Consider the following 19,119-nt stretch of genomic DNA (forward strand, 5'->3'; position numbering starts at 1 on the left):
GTCCTGTAGGGCTGGCGATACATATACAAGGTCCGGTCAGTCTCCATTTGCGGAGATATTAATTCGTAATTACAAATTAGTAATTAACAATACCTTAGTATTCCGCTTCGCCAGTTTTCAATATGTCTGACAGGATAAATTCCTGGATATACAACCTTATAAATAACTGATAGTCAGAAACAAAAACCTAGTTACCACTAACTAATTACTCGTAACTAAACACTACTTACTCACTGTTTTTTGTTGATCGGAAGCTTCTTGCCTTCCCCAGTTTTTATTGGGTTGAGCTCCTAATACCAAGGCCAAAGTCCCTCCTTTGGCAAAGGTATCGTGGGTAAAATAACAGGCATTCCACACCTTTCCATTGAGCTGGGCCGACTGGATGTAGAGATTTTCTTTCGAATTATTTTGAGTCGTGATGATAAACTTTTCCCCTTCGTAATACTCCGGGTGCAAGATTATTTCAATCCGGTCAAATAACGGACTAGTGATGTCGTACTTCGAATTGGCCGAAGCCCCTCCGTCCATCTGAAAAAGACCCAGGGCCATTAATACGCCTAAGGCTCCCATTTGCCCTTGATCTTCGTCACCGTTGTAGCCTCCGTAAGGACTCGTGTCCCCGAAGGTCACCTCTTTTACTTTGCGCACCCACTTCTGCGAAAGCCAAGGAGCATCCGCATAGTTAAACAAATGCGCCATATGGCAAGAAGGTTGGTTTTCGTAATCAATCCAGCTTTCGGCATGCTTACCATGGTCGGTCACAAACTTGTGCTTTTCCGACTTCAGAAAAGAGCTCTCCACCATTTGTACATACTTTTCATTGCCCCCGGCTAAGGCAATCAAACCGGGAAGATCGTGCGGTACAAAATGGGTGTAAATGGCTGCATTGCTTTCGCAAAAACCAAGGGTATTAAACCCTTTTCCGATAGGGGCAAAATCAACGATCCAGGTTCCGTCTTTTTCCCTGGGATGGATAAATCCGGATTCGGGGTTCCACAAATGCCGGTAGTTCTGCGAGCGCTTGGTAAAGAGTGCATAATCCTCCGGCTTTCCCAAGGCCTTGGCCAGTTGAGCCAGGCACCAATCCTGATAGGCATATTCCAGGGTCATGGAGGCCCCGTCTTTGTGGATTCCTTCCCCTTCCAGACGCTCGGGGACATAGCCTCTTTCCACATATTCACGCATTCCTCCACTGATGGGGATTTCACTATGGTCATAGCCGGCCCGGTCTCTGATCCCTCCGGGAAAGGCATTCTTTCGCAAACCTTCATAGGCTTTTTCCACCTCGTAATTCCGGATGCCCTTGTGATAAGCCGTGGCAAAAAAAGAAACGGCCGGGTCGCCGATCATCACATAGGTGTAATTGCCGCCCGATGGCCCCCGGGGGATCAGCCCCCCGTCATTATACATATTGACCATACTGTTGCAAAAGCCTTCCATCACTTCGGGATACACCATCGACCAGAGGACATTGAGCGTCCAATGACTCCCCCACCAGGCATCAAACTGGTACTGAGGGTAAAGCGGTTTCCCATTGTCATCCAGCCGGACTCGCTTGATCAAAGGTTGAGGGCCGGTCATGTCACAGTATTCTCCGTTCAAGTCGCTTACTATCCTTCTTCCCAGCAATGAGCGCCATAGATCCGTATAAAATTTGGTGCGTTGCGGTTCGCTCCCTCCTTCTACCCGTATTCTGGATAACATAGTATTCCATTCTTTCCGCGATTCGTTGACTACCCTGTCAAAGTCCCAATGAGGCAATTCTCCCTCTAGGTTTTTTCTGGCGTTTTCAATGCTCGTATAAGAAATTCCCACTTTCATTTGTACCGGCTCCTGCCCGGTATGGAAGCGCACATAGGCTCCGTTATTTTTTCCGGAAATAGGCTCGGTATGCGGCAATAAGGTACTGTCCTGCCAGCCTCCGAACTCCTGAAAAGGCCGGTCAAATGTTGCCACAAAATACACATAAGTCGATTTAGGTCTCCGGAAGGTGCCCGTCATCAAGGCAAAGCCTTCTATTTCCTGTTCACTGACCTTGCGAACCCCGGAGGAATCCACACCTCCGTGCCCCAGCATTGCTCCGGTATGAAAAGCGATATAAGCACTGTCGGTAGCGGGAAAAGTATAACGGTGCATGCCCACCCGGGTGGTAGACGAAAGCTCCGCCTTAATGCCATACTTATCCAACACTACTTTATGGTATCCGGGTTGGGCGATTTCGCTTTCATGGGAAAATTGAGACTTGGTATGTTCCATGCCCAAATGCCCTTCAAATGGGCCAGTGGTAGGCATAACGGGAATGCCGGACATCTGCCAGGCATGTATATGACTAAAGCATCGGATCTGTAAGGAATCATAGAGATAACCGCTGTTCCAGCTGCCCTCGGTCCGGGTATCGGGACTGAGGTTAACCATGCCGAAGGGCCTGCTTGCCGAATTGAAATAAAACCAACGACTTTTATGCGAATCGATAAAAGGGTCTACGAAAGCCACCGGTTGTTTTTGCTGTTGAGAACAAGATAAAAAGAATATACATACAAAAAGTAAAAGTTCTTGCCTTCCTAAAATCCACCGTAATGCTCTCATCATACCAATAGTTTAGTACAATTATCCAATTTAACTGTATCAGTAAGTTACTCATTTTTTCTATACCTACTACATAAAACCGGGCATTTTGAAAGACTGACACAGCGGAAGGTTCAACGCTGTCAACTGATGGTGCCAAGCTAACCCATATATTTATACGATATACCGGTATAGTACACCTCAACGATTAGCCCAAGTATAAAAATCACCGAATTGTCTGGCATTAAATCTACGGATTTACGTCATTGTAGTCAGAATCGTTTACCCAAATGACAGAATACTTCTTTGAGACTTTTAGAAATCATCATATCCGAACAAGACAAAGCCGAAATCGAAGCACTTCTGAATGAAGATCAGATTATTGAAAAATGGTTTTTTGCAATTGATAACCATCAGGTGACGCTTAAAGTATTGACCCAGGGCGAATATGCCACAGAGCTGTTGCTTGCCTTAGAAAAGCAGTTTAAAAAGTACCGGGTCGTCATCTATCCGGTGGAAGGGACGCTTCCTAAAGTAAGCCCCCCCGAAGAAAAGGAAGATGAAAAAATCAAAATCGGGAAGTTTTTCACCATTAGTAAAGAAGAACTTTACAACGATATCGACCAACCCGTAAACCTTACGGTGAACTTTATCCTGATGGTCATCCTATCTTCTTTTGTGGCAGGCATCGGTATTCTCAAAGACAACATTGCCATCATTATCGGAGCTATGGTGATCGCTCCTTTTCTGGGACCGAATATGTCGATGGCCTTTGGCACTACCTTGGGTGATTGGCCCATCATCAAAAAATCGATCCTTACAGGCATCAGCGCTACCCTGGTGGCACTTTTTATTTCTATTCTTTGGGGCTTTTTTGCGGAAGAGGTAAATTTCATTGCCAAAGATGCCAAAATAGAATATCAGGATATCTTGTTGGCTTTGATCTGCGGTTTTGCCGGAGTCATCTCCATCGTCAGCGGGCAAGGTCCCACCCTTGTCGGAGTGATGGTAGCAGCAGCGCTACTTCCTCCTTTGATGAGAGTAGGATTATTGGTGGGAGGAGGAAACTATTCGGATGCCTTTAATTCATTCCTGATTTTCAGTACCAATATCATATGTTTAAACATCGCAGGGATTATCACTTTTTACCTGGCAGGGATCAGACCCGGACGCTGGTGGGAAAAGGAAAGAGCCAAAAAGAAAACCCGGAATGCTTTTATCCTTTGGTCACTGGCATTGACGCTTTTAATTATCACGGTCATTTTGATACGAGCCATAGAAGAATAACCGTACGGATAAACGCTATCAGGTACATCGAGTACCTCTGCCGTACTTTCAAAAACATATACCCTCTGTCGTTATGAGGGAGTCCAATTGTATTGGTTCAATACTTTTTCTGGGTTGAGGTGGAAATCAACTCTGATCAGAGAGCTGTTTTTAATATCGAAGTGAATTAACCTTTTTCTTTTTCCTGAAAAATGTTTCAAAAACGCCTCCTCTGTGTTATTTTTTTCAACAATAGCGTTGGCTGTTCTTTTCAAAAAGTGCCTTGATGAGCCGATTTTGCTTCCATCTTCGGTCAAAAACTATACGTTTAAATCACTTCATCAGTAGAAAACAACAACATGTACAAACCCTTTAGTAGCTTTTTTAAACACAATTCAAAAAAAATCACCATTAACTTCTGAATGAAACGGTTAATTTAGAGCATGTTTAAAATTCGTTTTTGACCCAAAGGGTAAAATTTAAACATGCTCTAATACAGGAGCACTTTAAGCATATTAGTTTTGAATTAAACTCAATTTTGATTTCATGGACATACTTACCCATACTCTCTCCGGGGTGGCCGCCGGAACGGTAGTTGCCGGCTTTTCATCGAAAGGATTCCGTAAAAAAACAGGGATCATTGCCCTCGGAGGCTTGGGAGGAGCATTGCCTGACCTGGATGCCTTCAGCTTGTGGTCGGGATTTGATACATACATCGGAAAAGCCCTTGCCCTCTCCCACTCCGGTAAAGAAATCTATTTTTCCAAATTCTGGTATTCTCATCATGGCTTTCTCCATTCCATCACCGCCAGTTTGCTTTTGGTTTTTTTAATGGCTTGTCTGGTTTTTTGGGTCAAAAGAAATTCCTCATACAACTTATTACAAAGCGTCAAAAAAAAGCAACTGTTTTATCTCAGTTTTGTTTTTGGCTTTCTCCTTCATCTTTTGGAGGACATGCCCACTCCCTCCTCTGTGTGGGGAGGAGTGAATTTCTTTTGGCCCTCTCGAGAATATATAGGAGGCACCGGACAAATCTGGTGGTGGAATAACTACGATATTTTTCTCATTGTTACCGGAGTGATCGTACTCAATTGCCTGTTATTAGTTCTTCGCAGATTCATCCGTTTTGATGGAAGAAAATTCACCGTTGCGGTTTTTATGCTGGGCTTCACACTGGCCCTGGTACAGATCAATACCCGGGGCTTTGACTTCCATTATACCGGACATACACCCAAGTACCAGGAATACGAAGCGAAATCAAAGGAAATTCAGAAACAATTACTGGGCGAAAAACTGTATGGCTGGATGCAGTTATTTGACAATCAGTTAAAAATTTACTTTTAACCGGGGCATAAGGGTACCCATTGCTTTATCCGTTTAGTTTTGAGATCTTTAAAAAAAGAAAACAGATCGGACATGAAACAATCAATGCTCATAAAGATGCTCACCCTTACCCTCTTCACCGGTTTGATTGGAACTTTTGTTGCCTATCGTGCTGGCTTCTTTAAAGCAACACTTGATAGTAATTCCCACTCAAGCCAGATGGACACCTTACAAAGAACGGACTCGATAAGCTTGAAAAAGCAATGGATGCCCTCTTCCAAAGTATTAATTTTAAAAGAAAACGATCTATTAAAAAAAGACTCGTTGGAACCTCCATTTCACTCCGATTCTGTAAAAATAAAAGATCCGAAAATCATGGGAAGCTCAAAATCGGGCATTCTTCTTACCCCGGAAATACTTCTTGATTCGCCAAGTACTCCACAAAAACATCCGTAATGGAATTTCTAAAGCTCTTAGAAGCTACCGGAATCAGCTTGTTCTTTTTACTTCTGGTATTCGTTCCCATGGAAAAAGTATTTCCTGCCAAACCCGGTCAAAAGATTTTCAGACCTCATTGGCTCATGGATTTTTGCTATTTCCTGGGCCAATATTTATTATGGAGTAGTGTGGTCATCTGGGTGTTGAATGAGTTTAACAGTTTTCTTACCGGCATGGTACCCTCTGCCTTTCGCAATACCGTTCAAAGCCAGCCTTGGTGGCTTCAGGCTCTGGAAGTCGTATTACTTAGTGATTTCCTGATTTATTGGGGACACCGGTTACAGCATCAGATAGGCTTTTTATGGAGGTTCCACAAAGTGCATCACAGTGCCGAGCATTTGGACTGGTTGGCAGCCCACCGGGAACACCCGCTCGATTCCATTTATACCATCGGTTTAATCAACTTACCGGCCTTTATCTTTGGTTTTCCATTGGAAACACTGGCCGGGGTGATTGCCTTCCGCGGGATATGGGCAATTTATATCCACTCCAATGTCCGGCTACCCCTCGGACCTTTAAAAATGCTGATCGGGGCTCCCGAGCTACACCATTGGCATCATAGCCTCGACCGGAAAGCCGGAAATTACGCAAACATTTCCCCGCTGATGGATCTCCTTTTCGGTACCTATACCTGTCCCCGGAAAGAGCCTGTAAGAGTTGGCATCCGGGAGCATTTCCCCCAATCGTATATTGCCCAATTACTGGCTCCTTGTTTGCCCCAGCACATTTGGAAGCGACTTGAAAAGCGGCTGAAAAAGAAGCTCAATTCGTCTGAGTACCCACAAGCTTCCTCCCGGCAATAAAGCCAAATTGCCACATTTAAGGTAATTTCTTATATTTCTCTTTTTATTCCTGATTTCAAACCCTTTATCATGTATTACGCTCCATCACTCATCTTCATCATCCTGTCTTTACTTTGTTGCAATCAATCAACTTTCGGGCAAAATAAACCTCTATGGCAATTTAAAACCCAAGGGGCCATCGTCTCCTCTCCGGCAATCCATGAAAACACGATTTATTTTGGCTCGGCAGACGGACATCTGTTTGCACTTAACCGGGAAAACGGAGTGGAAATATGGAAATACAAAACCGAGGGGAAAGTACACGGAAGTCCTCTGTTAATAGAAGACCTTGTGATCGTCAATAACTCTTTGGGGGAATTACTAGCCCTGGAACAAGCATCCGGAAAGTTGAAATGGAAATTTATCAGCAAAGGTGAAAAAAGGCTGGACATGTGGGATTATTACCTTTCTTCTCCTGTCAGTGATGGCAAACATATCTTTTGGGGAAGTGGTGATGGCCACCTTTATGCCTTGGATCATTCCAATGGTAAATTGAAGTGGAAATTTTTGACCGGAGGAATAATCCACGCCCGTCCTTTGTACCACGAAGGAAAACTGTACATCGGAAGCTTTGATGGATATATGTATGCACTCCATGCCGAACAAGGGGAATTGATTTGGAAATTCAAAACGGTAGGCGATGCCTATTTTCCGAAAGGCGAAATCCAGCGGGGAGCCACTCTCCAAAACGGAACATTGTATTTTGGCAGCCGTGATTTCAATGTATATGCATTGGATGCAACAACCGGTACCGGAAAATGGAATATGAAAGAACGGGGAAGTTGGGTCGTGTCCCTTCCGTTGGCAGACGATCAATACGTTTATTTCGGCACTTCGGACACCCACGCCTTTTATTGTTTTGATGCACAAACCGGAGAGGTGATTTGGAAACGACATTTGGGAATGCGCGTTTACGGAGGTGCCCAACGTTATCAAGACCGCATTTACTTCGGATGCTTCGATGGCGTATTATATGGATTAAACAGGGCCAATGGAAAGATCGAATGGAGCTTTGCCACCGAAGGCAACCGGCAAAACCGGCAGGAGGTCTTTGATGAGTCAGGCAATTTCCGGCAAGGCTTTGAATTGTATGGAGCGGATATGGAAACGTCCGAACAAAAAATCCTGGCTATGGGCAGTATTTTAGGCACTCCCTTGATTGACCCCACCAACGGAATCATCTACTTTGGAAGCACGGACGGAAACTTTTATGCCGTTCGGCTCAACTGATCATTGCTGTATAAAGGAAGGAGTGGAAGCCAACCAACAACCTTTTTTATCCCATAGCCAAACTTCGCTTCTTCCTCTGAACATATTAACTACCGTCAGGATTTCTTATTCATAAATTCCTCAAAAAAGGCTTCGCGATAGCTGTTGCCAATGGCAATTTCATACGCCTGGATAAAAATATCATTGTTGTCGAAAGAATCTATATGCAGGGTATTGACAATATAGGATTTATTCACCCGGAAAAATGTGTTTTTTGGTAATTGTTCATGAATAGTCTTCAGGTTCATTTTGGTGATAATCCTTCGCTCTGCCAATTGAAGAATCACATAATCTTTTAAGCCTTCAATAAACAGGATTTCTTTAAAATTCACCTTAAAAAACCGCCTTTCGGATTTCACAAAAAAGTACTCACTTTCAATTTTTCCTATATTCTCCTTTTCTTCGGTCAATAACAAGGAGTGGTAAGAAACGGCCTTATCCACAGCTTTTTGAAAACGAGCGGATTCTATCGGCTTCACCAGGTAATCTATCGCATCCACTTCATAGCTGTCCAAGGCATACTCCGTATACGCAGTGGTGAATACGACCAAAGTACTTTTGGGAATGTTTCTGGCAAACTCTAAGCCGGTCATATTAGGCATTTGAATATCCAGAAAAATCAAATCTACAGCTTGTTCATCCAGAAAGCGGGTCGCCGACAGGGCACTGTTAAAAGCGCCCAGCAAATTCAATTGCCCTGTTTCATGAATCAATAATTGTATAGCCTCCCTGGCCAGCGGTTCATCATCAACAATAATACAATTCATAGTGTTATCTTTAAATCTACCGTAAAGGTATTTTGCTCATCCGATATGTTCAACGAATAATGCTCCGGATAAAGCAATTCCAATCTTCTTTTGATATTTTTCAAGCCCAGCCCTCCGGTCATTTTCTTTTGTATTACGACATTGGGTTTGGAGTTTTCACATTTGAATACCAGTTGAGGACCTTCTATTGTAAAAGAAAGATGAATATACGATAAGTGATCGCTGTCCGGATTGTGTTTTACCGCATTTTCAACAAACGGAATAAACAAAAGCGGAGGAATCCATACCGGGTCAATTTCTCCTTCCTTTCGGATGGAATATTCAAAATTGTCCCTGCGTATTTTTTCCAGATTCAGAAAATCATTCAAAAAATGAATATCCGAACGTAACAGCACTTTCTCTTTAGAACTGTCATTAATTTGGTATCGCAATAAGTCTTCTAGTTTAAATAAGACTTGTGAAGCCTCCTCCCGGTTTTTCTTGATCAAAACATGGGCATTGTTCAGCATATTGAATAAAAAATGCGGGTTAATCTGGTTCTTCAAGTACTTTAACTCCGAATGCAAGGTCGTTGACTCCAAAGCATCAATGCGTTGGTTGTTTTGGATCCAATGCCGTAAAAGTAAAATTGCAGATGCCCCTGAAATGATCAGGCTAATCAAGATCACTGAAGACAACACACTCAAAAGCATCGCTTTATAGCCTATCTGTATAAACTCATTGCTCAACTTATACAGAACACTTTGAATGACAATGATCAAAAGTATCGCGACAAAGACAACTCCAAACACCGATAGAAAATAGGTAGTCAGCCTGTTTTTCAATAAAAACCGGGGGGCTAGTACGTAGATATTCAAATAGATAGCCAGCAAATAGAGTAACGTGTATGCCAACCAACCCAGAAACAGTTTCGAGGGGGTTGTATTTGCTTCCGGGATATTTAAAACCATATCAATAGAAATCACCGTAAAAATCAAGAGCAGTACTAAATGCCTGTAGACCTTAAAGCGGGGACTTAGGAGAAAATCAGCAATAAATTTATTATTTATCATCGTCTATAATGAAATAAAAATCCGTATTCGTTTCAAATTTACAATTGTAGGCAATGGGAATACCGGGATAAAAAGTCCAATGCAGAAGGAAAACCTCTTCGCTCGTTTGTTGACCGCTATCTGCCACAAATCCGACCGTTCTTGAATTTTATCCCGGCCAAGCATTTTTCACATGCCTAACTCCAACTGCAAAGCATTTGTCATGCGTTCGCTTTTTACAAATTCCAGTGAATACTTCTTAGGAAATAAGAGCTCAAGCCGTTGTTTGATCTTTGAAAAATCGAGGTCTATCAAAGTCGTTTGGTTGTTACAATTACAGATAAAATGTACCTTTTGATCATCCGATTTGAAGTGCAATTGTATGAAAGTCATTTCCCCCTCTGTTTTCGTATGGTTAATAGCCTGTTGCACAAAAGGGATAAACAACAAGGGAGGTACTAGCATTTTATAAATACTTCCTTCGGTGGCAATGGAAAACTCCAAGTTGCCGGAATACAACTTTTCCAGGTTCAAATAATTCGTAAGGAAATTAATTTCGCCCGTCAGCAAGACTTTCTTTCTGCCGCAATCGTATAACTGGTACCGCAACAGATGGCTTAATTTTAACAGCATTTCTGAAGCTTTGTCCGGTTCGGAAGTGGCCAAAACGCCAATCCGGTTAAGCATTTTAAAGAGAAAGAAGGGATTTACCTGTTCTTTTAACTGCTCCATTTCCGATTGGACTTTCATGTTCTCCAATTGGTGAATACGTTGATTATCAATGATAAAGGATTTTAATAAGACCGTCACCGAAATTCCTATCACAAAAGTCATATAAATAAAAAAAGTAGCGAAGCCATCCAGGATAAAGATGCCCGTAAGCTCGGGAAAGGAAACCTGTACGGGATTTTGCAGAAAATACCTATAGGTACAGTATTCCAAAACCAATTGAAGTAGCCAAACACCCAGCACAAACAACGATAAGGCAGCTACATACCACAAATATTTTTTGGTTAATAATAACCGGGGAACCAGTACAAACATATTGAAATACACCATGATCAGATAGGTAATTAACAAACTGATACTCAGATAGGACTGATACCCAAAGTTGACGACTCCCATATCCTGATAAGAGACAAAAGCCCTGTTCATGGCAATACTGGTCAGTGCCAAAACAAGGATCAGATGCCTCCATATTCTGAACCTGGCATCAATCAGAAGATCAAATAAAAATGTGGATTTACCTGTATTCAATTCGTGCATAGTGTCCTTTTTAAATGAAGGTCAACTTCATTGTTGTTTTGTCAAACCTAAGGGGTTTCGTTCTATTTTCAGACTAACCTCTTGTTTTGTTTTTCATGATTCGCTATATCACCTTTGAGCGGGTATCAAGCACCCGGAAAGGGTTTACATCTACAATCCGTTTCGTTAAAGTTATCCCCTTCCGAATGGATCAGGAAGGGGGGAATTTCATAGCTGGTAAAAGTAAACTTTCTAAAGAAAAAGGAGTTGTTAAAAAAAGACAAACCACTTCCATAAACTAAAAGATGAACGGGACATAACGGGCAAATACCGGTCTTCGTAGTCTTCGATTAAAAGTATCAACAATGCCGCTTCGTCCGCTTCCGGAGTGTCGTCCGGAGCATCAAATACATCTTCCAATCTTCTAATAGCGTTTTCGTAGTCTTCTCTGGTTTTTAATATTTCAATTTTCATAGAATGAATCTATAGTTCAATATTTACATATTTTGTAGCATGAGGGCATTGGCCCAAGTTGTGGCTTGCACCCAATAGAAAAGCTCCTCTCCGGGAAATGAGTGATTCAAACTTCAGTAAAGAGTAGTATTCGAAAGGACCAAGGGTTTGAATTTACCATTACAGCCTACCTGTCTATTTCGTTAAATTTTGCCCTTGAGGCGGCTTTTTTTGAAAGGTATATTTCAAGGCTACGGAAGCATAGGGAGCAAATCTAAAATGTGGATTTTCTTGGGGATCATCGTTAAAAAAGTCCTTCAAAGACTTCTCCTGATAATAGGCATATCGATCGCCCGTCACTCCTACCGTTATGGGGATGGATAAGGCATTACCAAGTTTAATTTCAGGCTGAAGGCCAAACACCGTATATCTATGAGAGAAGATAACGTCTTCCCCGTTTTTTTCGACCAAGGCCATCATCCCGTTCATTTCGCCCACCAAATGCAGGTAAAACAACTTATTCAGTTTCATCCCGACTGAAAGCTCCATGGTATTCATCACCGATATTTTTGCCAGGAAACGCCCGTTGGTTTTCCAGTTAAAATAAAAGGCCGGAAAAATCATCGGATAACCAAAAATACTACTCAGCGCTGCTCCTCCTCCTATTTCCAGGTTGGGTTTTAAGTGCCGGATAAAAATGACACCCCCTTGCCCCAAGAGATTGTCCGCTCCCATAGTCGCGAGATCATCGGTATATACCCCAACCCCCAGCGAAACCAACAAAGACCATTTCGTATTCAAGGGCCTTAAATGAGAGACTGCCACCTGGGCATTGTATATATCTGACAAGAGCGCCTCCTCAAAAGTACCTGTATTTTCCAAAGATGCATATAAACCACTCAGTCCCACCATCCAGGCAGTAGGCCGGTTTTCTTCATTCAGTTTCATAGAAACCGGTATATTGATCCCCCCTTGGTAAATCCTGGCTTCTCCTTTGCCTCCGGTGTATTCATCCTTTTCATCTTTGAATTTTGACGTGCCTATATAAGTCGTTTTCAATTGTATCTGAGCAGTACTTTCCAAACTCAACATCATCCCCAACACGATAAAACTAAACAGAGCTTTTTTCATATCTCAAAAATTAAATTGCGATTGTTTTATGCGAAAGTAGCCCTGTTAGAAACGCCATCGGGGAATAGTAGACAAACCGGGAAGACTTGTATACAAACCGCCCGGTTCGGTATAGCAACTTATTGACTGCTTTTGGAAAAGAGTGGAAATTCGTGAAAACGCTTGATAAAGTTGAATTGAAAATGTCCGGAATTTAAGACGAGGCTGGCTTCTTTGGCAAAGGAGGAGTATATCATATTGTTGACAAACGAGGCCCTCAGCGACCAGGTCTCATGATTATACCCTACGGACATCCGGGGAAACACCGTTGGAGAAACCTCCAGGCTTTGCTTTGTAAATTGTGAAATATCTTCCCCTCCAAACTGAATGCCCAAAGACAAGGACCCACTGATAAAATACCGCTTTTTAATCAGCCACGTATACGCGTACCCGCTACTGATACCCAGTTGGAAATTCTGAAGCAAATGCGGATGCTCCGGGGTAATCAAAGTGCTATCCGATTGAATTTTATTGAAATACACTCCGGCTCCCAACAGGATGCTTCCTGCGGGCTTCAATTGCTTTTCACTTTGGTTAAAAGCCGCCTTGTACGAAAAGCGTTTCCAGTTGAAAATATACTGACCGAATATGCCATACTGCCGGATGCTCAGGTCCGGAAAAATCTCCAGCCTTGTATTCTTTTGCTCATTGCTTTCAGTGTAAAACCCTTGGTATCGTTGAATAAACATATCCACCACAAACTTCCGCCCGTACTGATGCATTTGTAAATCCAGGTACTTGGTCTTGCCCTTTTGTTTATTCCTCATAAAGTCAAACCCGTACCCGGCACTAAAATTCAACACAGTGTTATGTTTCGAAAAACCCAACCCTATACTGACCGGATTGTTGGGCATAAATATCCTGTCTTGGGCCTCATCACTCAGAAACAAAAAATTTCTAGCCAAGTAGCCTCTTAAGGCAAACCGTTGCTCAAATGCTCCTATATAGGCACTGTCCACCTTAGCCTGCCCCATGCCCGGCATAGAAACAAGAAGTAAAAAACTAAAAATATAAGCGTACTTTGGCAAAATCATAGAAGACATTCCTTTCAATAATTCTGATTTACAACTCAGCAGACCAGATGCATTGCAAGTTTCAAGTTGGATAGGTATATTGAAAAAAGTATATCGTTTCAAAAGCAGCTTTAGTTTACACAAAAAAACTAAAAAATTCATAAACACTCTCCATTACCTCCCAAATTATACAAAGACAACAACCCCAAGAAACAATAGTAGACAAGCCTTGTGATTTCGTATACCAAAATGCAATTTATTAGAAAACGGTTCAAAAGTATGAAAGTACCGTTTCGGCCTCAGTGGCAAAGCTCCTGAAACGGGTCATTCTCCGGCCGGAAGTTTAAGTGATTTATTTGGCCCCCCACCCGGTTGAACAGCCCTTTTATTTTTCAAAAACAAACGTCCCAATCAGTTTTCAGATTCTTCATTATCCTATCCGGTTATAGGCTCTTAATCGTATTTGCTTTCCCTACCGTAAAGCGTAGCAGGCACTTACTTCAAAGCATTCATAAAGCTTCAACAAGAAGGCATGGCAACACTACTAATAAAGAAAATTGTCCGTCAATGGAAGTGATTGGCTTATTTAAAAAAGATATATTCAGTTGAAACGATTTCAGCTTGTAAATAAAAATAAAAAGTATAATTTCAACACCACAAAATAACTGCCACACATATGTTTATACTATGACTAGCCCTTTGGATTCAATTGTCAACCAAACATTCGTATGAAAAATCAAATCCTTATTTCCTTTTTAGTTACACTTTTGTTCGGTGCCTGTCACCCTAAAGAAAATGCTCAAACCATTCAAGAAACAAAAACGCCTGTGACCATTTCGGAAAATCCCCATCCCCTACTTGGGACTTGGAAAATGGTCTACGGTGAAATCCGGGAAAAAGACTCCCTTCAGGTAAAAGACATGTCCAAATCTGAGTTTATAAAAATCATTAACGACAGTCATTTTGCCTTCTTCAATCAAGAGCCTGGTAATTTTTATGGCGGTGGTGGTACCTACTCCTTAAACGGTGATCAATACACGGAAACCTTGAGCTACACCGGGGCAGAAGAAGTCAGGGGGCATAGCTTTCCTTTTACCATCGAAATTAAAGGAGATTCATTGATTCAGTACGGACGGGAATTGGTAGAGGAGGCTAATATGGACCGGCACATTGTTGAAAAGTATATCAGGGTGAAATAGTCCTGGGCAGCCTTTAAATTTCAATTCAAAATGAAAAGGTAAATGCATGGTGACCGATCATGTAAGCACTTCTCAATGGAAAAACATTATACCTTATATTGATCGTACTGTTCGACTGGGGAGTGAAGAGGATTTCAGAAGTCTTCTTTCCCCCGGTCAAACACTTCTTGGGCATTGAATCGCCACCAAAACTCCCTTGATCAAAATCCTTCGTACAAAACCTTGTAGTCTCATCTATTTTTTGGAACCCTCTACTTGCCAGAAGTTTGGGCCAAAATGTCCTGAGGAATGATTTATAAAATATTCCCGCAACGAATTATAAACATGCTCTAAAACTTTGAAGAGTGAATTAACTGAGGAACCTAGCAAACATAATACATTCACTACCGGAATAACCATTAAAGAGGACTTTTACAAGATTGTCTTCACAGAGGCTTATAAGTTATCAAAAAAAGTCTTGCTCTTTTCGCTCTCGCCAGTATACACCCTAGCTTCACAAAGCACCTCCGCAGAAAAAAATACCTATATAAGGCTAAAAAATAACAAGCAAAAATTTGCATATATTTAATAAACACCTATTTTTGGGGATCTTTTTTTTAGCTGCAGCAAAAAAACTTTTTCTTTCAAGACTAATTCTACGCGCAAACTGACATACAGTCAACAAGTTGAATTCTATTATACAAATATTTCTGAATTATATTCAATCCATTAACAACTTATGAAAAACAACGTAAATTTTGTATTATTTGCCTTTATGGTAAGCATTTTCAGTTCTTGTACCCAATTAGGCCTTGTGAAAGAGGACTTCACCACCAAAGAAGGCTTGAAAGAGTTTGAAGAGGAACTGATCAGTAAGTTTGGAAAAGATGCCTACTTTACAGATTTCGGAATTTCACACTCTCAACATGGAAGTGTAGCTAACGTTACCGTTACTTCTGATCCTTCCAGCCTGAAAATGGGTAGCTGGATTTATCATAAAGGGCTTTGGGAGCAAACTTCTGACATTACCCTGGAAATCCCTGACGGTGCCAAAGCCGAAGATTTTATGTATACGCACAAAGAGTTGGATTTTGATCAAATAAATGAATTGGTAGAAAAATCGAAAACCAAAGTCAAAGAGGAAAAAGATATGGATGTCGTGGTGTATACTATATATTTAAGCGCTCCGGATGATGCCGACTTTTCCAGAATGCGATACTCCTTAGATTTACGACCGGAAAACGGGGGAACTAGTTTTAGTTTTTATTACAATATGGATGGTTCCCTACATTCCTTTGATTATTAGTTACTATTGTTGAATGAAAATACCCTGATTTGAATTAAGTAACTTCTCCTGTTCTGTCAGGGTATTACACCCATTCGTAAATACATGGAGGGTTGAACTTCCATTGTCAAGTCCAATATTTTAAGGAAAACCAAAACTACTTTACCCTATCTGTATTTTCCAAGCACGAAAGAGGTAAGCACTCGATCCTTGAAAATTAAATACAACCATTCAAATGAAAAGAAAATTAAAGCAGGAATACAATACGCTGGAAAGTATCAAAGATTTTTTGGCAACCAAGACCTCCTTAGAATGTTTCATTGCGTTGGATGAGTGGATTTTTGATGAGATAAGAGTCTCCAGAAAATGTGTAGTGGTCAAAAAAAGCGGTATTGCCGGAGCAAAAGTTGTTTTTGAAGAAGCAAATATTGTGGACATTCAACCGATCGCCCCAAGCCGGTTTATCAACACCCTTACCATGAGAGGCCTGTTGGCTATGATCATTCAATTCATCATTTCGGGTGCACAGAATAAAGTAGCCGAAGAAGTCGAAAATCATTTATTAGAAATTCAAATCATTTAATCCATGGACGCTATTCAATTTACTTATAAAGCAAAATTTTCCTATTTGAATAAATTTCTTCCTCCGCTTGTTTTGGGAGGCATCGGTGCGTATTGTTATTTAGAGCAGGTGAGTATCTCTATTAAAAGAAGACTTACCATCTTACCGTATCCCTATAGCTTTTATGTGTTTGGAGGGGCCGGTATCTTGCTTCTTGCCTATGCTATTTACAAATTAGTGCAATATATCAAGGCCAGCCAAAATCATCATGATATTACCCTCACGGAAAAATACATTACTTTTCCGCAAGGGAGTTCCGAAAAGGTACAAGTCTATTATGATGAGGTGCAAAGCCTCTATATTCAGGAAGATTCGGAGGACGGGGAATCCATTACGATAGATGTAAACAACAATAGTTATAAGTTTCAAGAAGAATACTTTAGCTCTTTATCTCAGTATACGGATTTCAAAGCCATATTAGAGAAATTATGCACTAAACTTACTCATTAAGGGAGCCTAAGCTTTTACCACTTACTTTTCACTCCTTGGTGGATTAAAAAAACAATACTCCAAAGATGCTTCTTCAAAAGAAATTGTGTCTTTGGAGTCTATTTTTATGCTTCTCTAAGCATACCGGAACCAGGAATGACAGAGATTAATTCGAATTATTCTTTTTATCTTTTTCCACCGCCTTTTCATACGCATACTGCAAATAAGGCAGCAGTAAGGTCTTAAAGGTTTCATCCGTTGGGTTCACTACACTGACCCAATACATATTCCCATAGACCGGATGAGGGAATATTTCATTTTCTTTTGTAAAATCAATCTCAGCTTCCCAATAACCACCGATACCACTTTTTGCTTCGATATGAGCAAATAAGGCATTAAACCGTTCCTTCCCGATGCCAATATTTAAACGGTAGTAACCCTCCCGATCTAACTTTGAAACATGATCATACTCATTGTCATGGGTAACCACCGTAGCAAAAGGAAAACGATTGTCTGATCCGTAAAGAAAAAAGTAATCGCCATCCTCCGATTGGATAAAATACGATTCGCTAAATGTCTGAGAAACGGCTTCAATAACTTGCGCTAAGTTCATAGTCTTTTTTTAGTAAAATTGCCTACAAGACTGTAGAATTGCAAGTAGTTATCTTTTTGTTATATAGTGACCTAAAGTAAAGTTTTGTCCACAGATGAAGGATACGCCCAAAAAAGAAAATAAAAATTCTCAAGAATGTCCTTTTCAAGAAGCCATGCACCTCCTTTCCGGAAAATGGACCATGTCAATCATCAATACTTTAATGTATGGAACGATGAGGTTTAAAGAATTGGAACGGTCTGTCGAAGGTATTAACACCCGGATGCTAGTGAAAGAACTCAAACAGTTGGAAGCAAAGAAGATCGTCAATAGAAAAGCGTATGCCACAGTGCCTCCTACCGTAGAGTATTCACTTACCGAAAAGGGTGAGTTGTTAAAGCCTGTCATAACAGAAATTCAAGCTTGGGCATTGAAGGTATTGATTTAATGTGGCCGTTGATCAACCGGTCACTTTCCTCATCAGCCCTTCCAACGGCCCGTGGGGTTGCTTGCGCTTCCAAACATTAGCAAACACAATGCATGCCACACTAAATACCAATGCATAGCCTAAAGAAAACTCAATCGAAAACGCTCCCATTGTATTTTGACTGATCAGATCCATCACTACCATCCCGATCACTACATGCGCCACATAAAAGGTAAGCGCAAGCTGTCCGGTATTTTTTAAGGATTGTATCATTGTCGTATGTTCAAATTTGGAAGAGAGTAGTATACAAACGGAAATGACCGTGATGGCAATACTGCTTCCCGAAATCATATAGAAAGGCAAAGGAGGCATTGGACTGGTGCCAAAAAGTGCTTCTACCTCCTCTTGACCTGCAAAAGAAAAACCGGCTATGAAAAGGCGCGAAAGTACTACCGTGCAAACAAATATACCTGAACTGATCCCGGCGGATTTCAATAGGAATCTTTCATTTCTTAAGTCCTGTCTCCCAAACCATACCCCAACTAACATAAACGCAACCCAGGGAAATACGGGGTGAAACCCATTGTAAAAGAGGTTATTGAGAAAACCTTTAACCGTCCAAAAACCGGTATATTCTAACGTTTCGTAGTTCCAGCCTGCATCATAATTCCAGAGAGCCATCAACAGGGGATAGAGAGCTACAATACAAACCGCCAAGCCCACTATCATGCTATTGGAAACGGGTAAAACCAAAAGCGTGATGAGCATATAAACACCATAAAAATGCAGAATATCAGCTGGCCAAAGCGGCAAATATATCAGACCCACGATAAACAGAAATAGAGCACGTTTGAAAATCCGGGCTCTCACTTTCGTCAACTTCTGTGCGTTGTTACTTTCAACGGCCGAGTTTGAAATAAAAGCAATCCCTACACCGGCCAATACGACAAATGTTGCCGCAGCCTTTCCTTCTAACAAGCCGACCATCGTCCGTATCCATTCATTTCCCAAACCTCCGAAGGCAATCTTAAAATTCACCAAAATCATCCCGATAATGGCTAAACCCCTTGCCACATCGATACCAATAATGCGTTTTTCCATATCACATTGATTTCATTACCATAAGTATTCAGTTCGTACAACA

The 19,119-nt window shown here is 41.3% G+C and carries 19 protein-coding genes; 10 read left to right on the plus strand and 9 right to left on the minus strand.

The window, feature by feature from the left end:
- Positions 1–222: 222 nt before the first annotated feature.
- Positions 223–2,589 (minus strand): GH92 family glycosyl hydrolase, encoded by a 2,367-nt coding sequence (locus AAG747_RS25405; protein ID WP_346824064.1) that lies wholly within the window; start codon positions 2,587–2,589, stop codon positions 223–225.
- Positions 2,590–2,871: 282 nt separating this feature from the next.
- Here AAG747_RS25405 and AAG747_RS25410 point away from each other — a divergent pair, with 282 nt between their 5' ends.
- The 5 genes from AAG747_RS25410 to AAG747_RS25430 all read left to right on the plus strand — a co-directional run bounded on the left by AAG747_RS25410 (position 2,872) and on the right by AAG747_RS25430 (position 7,724).
- Positions 2,872–3,852 (plus strand): TIGR00341 family protein, encoded by a 981-nt coding sequence (locus tag AAG747_RS25410; RefSeq protein ID WP_346824065.1) that lies wholly within the window; start codon positions 2,872–2,874, stop codon positions 3,850–3,852.
- 525 nt (positions 3,853–4,377) lie between these two features.
- Complete coding sequence (locus AAG747_RS25415) at positions 4,378–5,175, plus strand: metal-dependent hydrolase (protein ID WP_346824066.1); 798 nt, start codon at positions 4,378–4,380, stop codon at positions 5,173–5,175.
- Between the two features lie 72 nt (positions 5,176–5,247).
- The gene (locus AAG747_RS25420) at positions 5,248–5,610 is read left to right on the plus strand and encodes a hypothetical protein (RefSeq protein ID WP_346824067.1); all 363 of its coding nucleotides are present in this window, start codon (positions 5,248–5,250) and stop codon (positions 5,608–5,610) included.
- On the plus strand, positions 5,610–6,455 hold the full coding sequence (locus AAG747_RS25425) for a sterol desaturase family protein (protein ID WP_346824068.1): 846 nt from the start codon (positions 5,610–5,612) through the stop codon (positions 6,453–6,455). Before AAG747_RS25420 ends, AAG747_RS25425 begins: the two co-directional genes overlap by 1 nt.
- A 69-nt stretch (positions 6,456–6,524) precedes the next feature.
- Positions 6,525–7,724 (plus strand): outer membrane protein assembly factor BamB family protein, encoded by a 1,200-nt coding sequence (locus AAG747_RS25430; RefSeq protein WP_346824069.1) that lies wholly within the window; start codon positions 6,525–6,527, stop codon positions 7,722–7,724.
- Positions 7,725–7,819: 95 nt separating this feature from the next.
- Here AAG747_RS25430 and AAG747_RS25435 read toward each other — a convergent pair whose 3' ends face one another.
- The 6 genes from AAG747_RS25435 to AAG747_RS25460 all read right to left on the minus strand — a co-directional run bounded on the left by AAG747_RS25435 (position 7,820) and on the right by AAG747_RS25460 (position 13,472).
- Entirely contained in the window at positions 7,820–8,530 is a 711-nt protein-coding gene (locus AAG747_RS25435) for a LytR/AlgR family response regulator transcription factor (protein ID WP_346824070.1), read from the minus strand.
- Positions 8,527–9,582 carry a sensor histidine kinase gene (locus tag AAG747_RS25440; protein ID WP_346824071.1) on the minus strand — a complete coding sequence of 352 codons (1,056 nt, stop codon included), beginning with the start codon at positions 9,580–9,582 and terminating at the stop codon, positions 8,527–8,529. Before AAG747_RS25440 ends, AAG747_RS25435 begins: the two co-directional genes overlap by 4 nt.
- Positions 9,583–9,750: 168 nt before the next feature.
- The gene (locus tag AAG747_RS25445) at positions 9,751–10,827 is read right to left on the minus strand and encodes a sensor histidine kinase (RefSeq protein ID WP_346824072.1); all 1,077 of its coding nucleotides are present in this window, start codon (positions 10,825–10,827) and stop codon (positions 9,751–9,753) included.
- A gap of 249 nt (positions 10,828–11,076) precedes the next feature.
- Positions 11,077–11,280, minus strand: coding sequence for a hypothetical protein (locus AAG747_RS25450; RefSeq protein ID WP_346824073.1), 204 nt, complete (start codon positions 11,278–11,280; stop codon positions 11,077–11,079).
- A gap of 174 nt (positions 11,281–11,454) precedes the next feature.
- Entirely contained in the window at positions 11,455–12,390 is a 936-nt protein-coding gene (locus AAG747_RS25455) for a DUF6268 family outer membrane beta-barrel protein (RefSeq protein ID WP_346824074.1), read from the minus strand.
- 119 nt (positions 12,391–12,509) lie between these two features.
- Complete coding sequence (locus AAG747_RS25460; RefSeq protein ID WP_346824075.1) at positions 12,510–13,472, minus strand: DUF4421 family protein; 963 nt, start codon at positions 13,470–13,472, stop codon at positions 12,510–12,512.
- Positions 13,473–14,170: 698 nt separating this feature from the next.
- On the opposite strand from AAG747_RS25460, the gene AAG747_RS25465 reads away from it, so the two are divergent.
- The 4 genes from AAG747_RS25465 to AAG747_RS25480 all read left to right on the plus strand — a co-directional run bounded on the left by AAG747_RS25465 (position 14,171) and on the right by AAG747_RS25480 (position 16,977).
- Positions 14,171–14,641 (plus strand): DUF4488 domain-containing protein, encoded by a 471-nt coding sequence (locus AAG747_RS25465; RefSeq protein ID WP_346824076.1) that lies wholly within the window; start codon positions 14,171–14,173, stop codon positions 14,639–14,641.
- A 718-nt stretch (positions 14,642–15,359) separates the two neighbouring features.
- Positions 15,360–15,926: a hypothetical protein gene (locus AAG747_RS25470; RefSeq protein WP_346824077.1), complete on the plus strand. Its 567-nt coding sequence runs from the start codon at positions 15,360–15,362 to the stop codon at positions 15,924–15,926.
- A gap of 214 nt (positions 15,927–16,140) precedes the next feature.
- Positions 16,141–16,488, plus strand: coding sequence for a hypothetical protein (locus AAG747_RS25475; protein ID WP_346824078.1), 348 nt, complete (start codon positions 16,141–16,143; stop codon positions 16,486–16,488).
- A 3-nt stretch (positions 16,489–16,491) separates the two neighbouring features.
- On the plus strand, positions 16,492–16,977 hold the full coding sequence (locus AAG747_RS25480) for a hypothetical protein (RefSeq protein ID WP_346824079.1): 486 nt from the start codon (positions 16,492–16,494) through the stop codon (positions 16,975–16,977).
- A 145-nt stretch (positions 16,978–17,122) separates the two neighbouring features.
- On the opposite strand, the gene AAG747_RS25485 is transcribed toward AAG747_RS25480, so the two are convergent.
- A complete protein-coding gene (locus tag AAG747_RS25485; protein ID WP_346824080.1) occupies positions 17,123–17,569 on the minus strand; it encodes a DUF6194 family protein in 447 nt (148 codons plus the stop codon).
- Between the two features lie 94 nt (positions 17,570–17,663).
- Here AAG747_RS25485 and AAG747_RS25490 point away from each other — a divergent pair, with 94 nt between their 5' ends.
- Positions 17,664–17,996, plus strand: coding sequence for a winged helix-turn-helix transcriptional regulator (locus tag AAG747_RS25490; protein WP_346824081.1), 333 nt, complete (start codon positions 17,664–17,666; stop codon positions 17,994–17,996).
- 12 nt (positions 17,997–18,008) lie between these two features.
- Here the strand turns inward: AAG747_RS25490 and AAG747_RS25495 are convergent, their stop codons facing one another.
- Positions 18,009–19,076, minus strand: a complete 1,068-nt coding sequence (locus tag AAG747_RS25495; RefSeq protein WP_346824082.1) for a DUF418 domain-containing protein — start codon at positions 19,074–19,076, stop codon at positions 18,009–18,011.
- Between the last annotated feature and the right edge of the window lie 43 nt (positions 19,077–19,119).

Source organism: Rapidithrix thailandica (genome assembly GCF_039710355.1).
Taxonomy (GTDB): domain Bacteria; phylum Bacteroidota; class Bacteroidia; order Cytophagales; family Flammeovirgaceae; genus Rapidithrix; species Rapidithrix thailandica.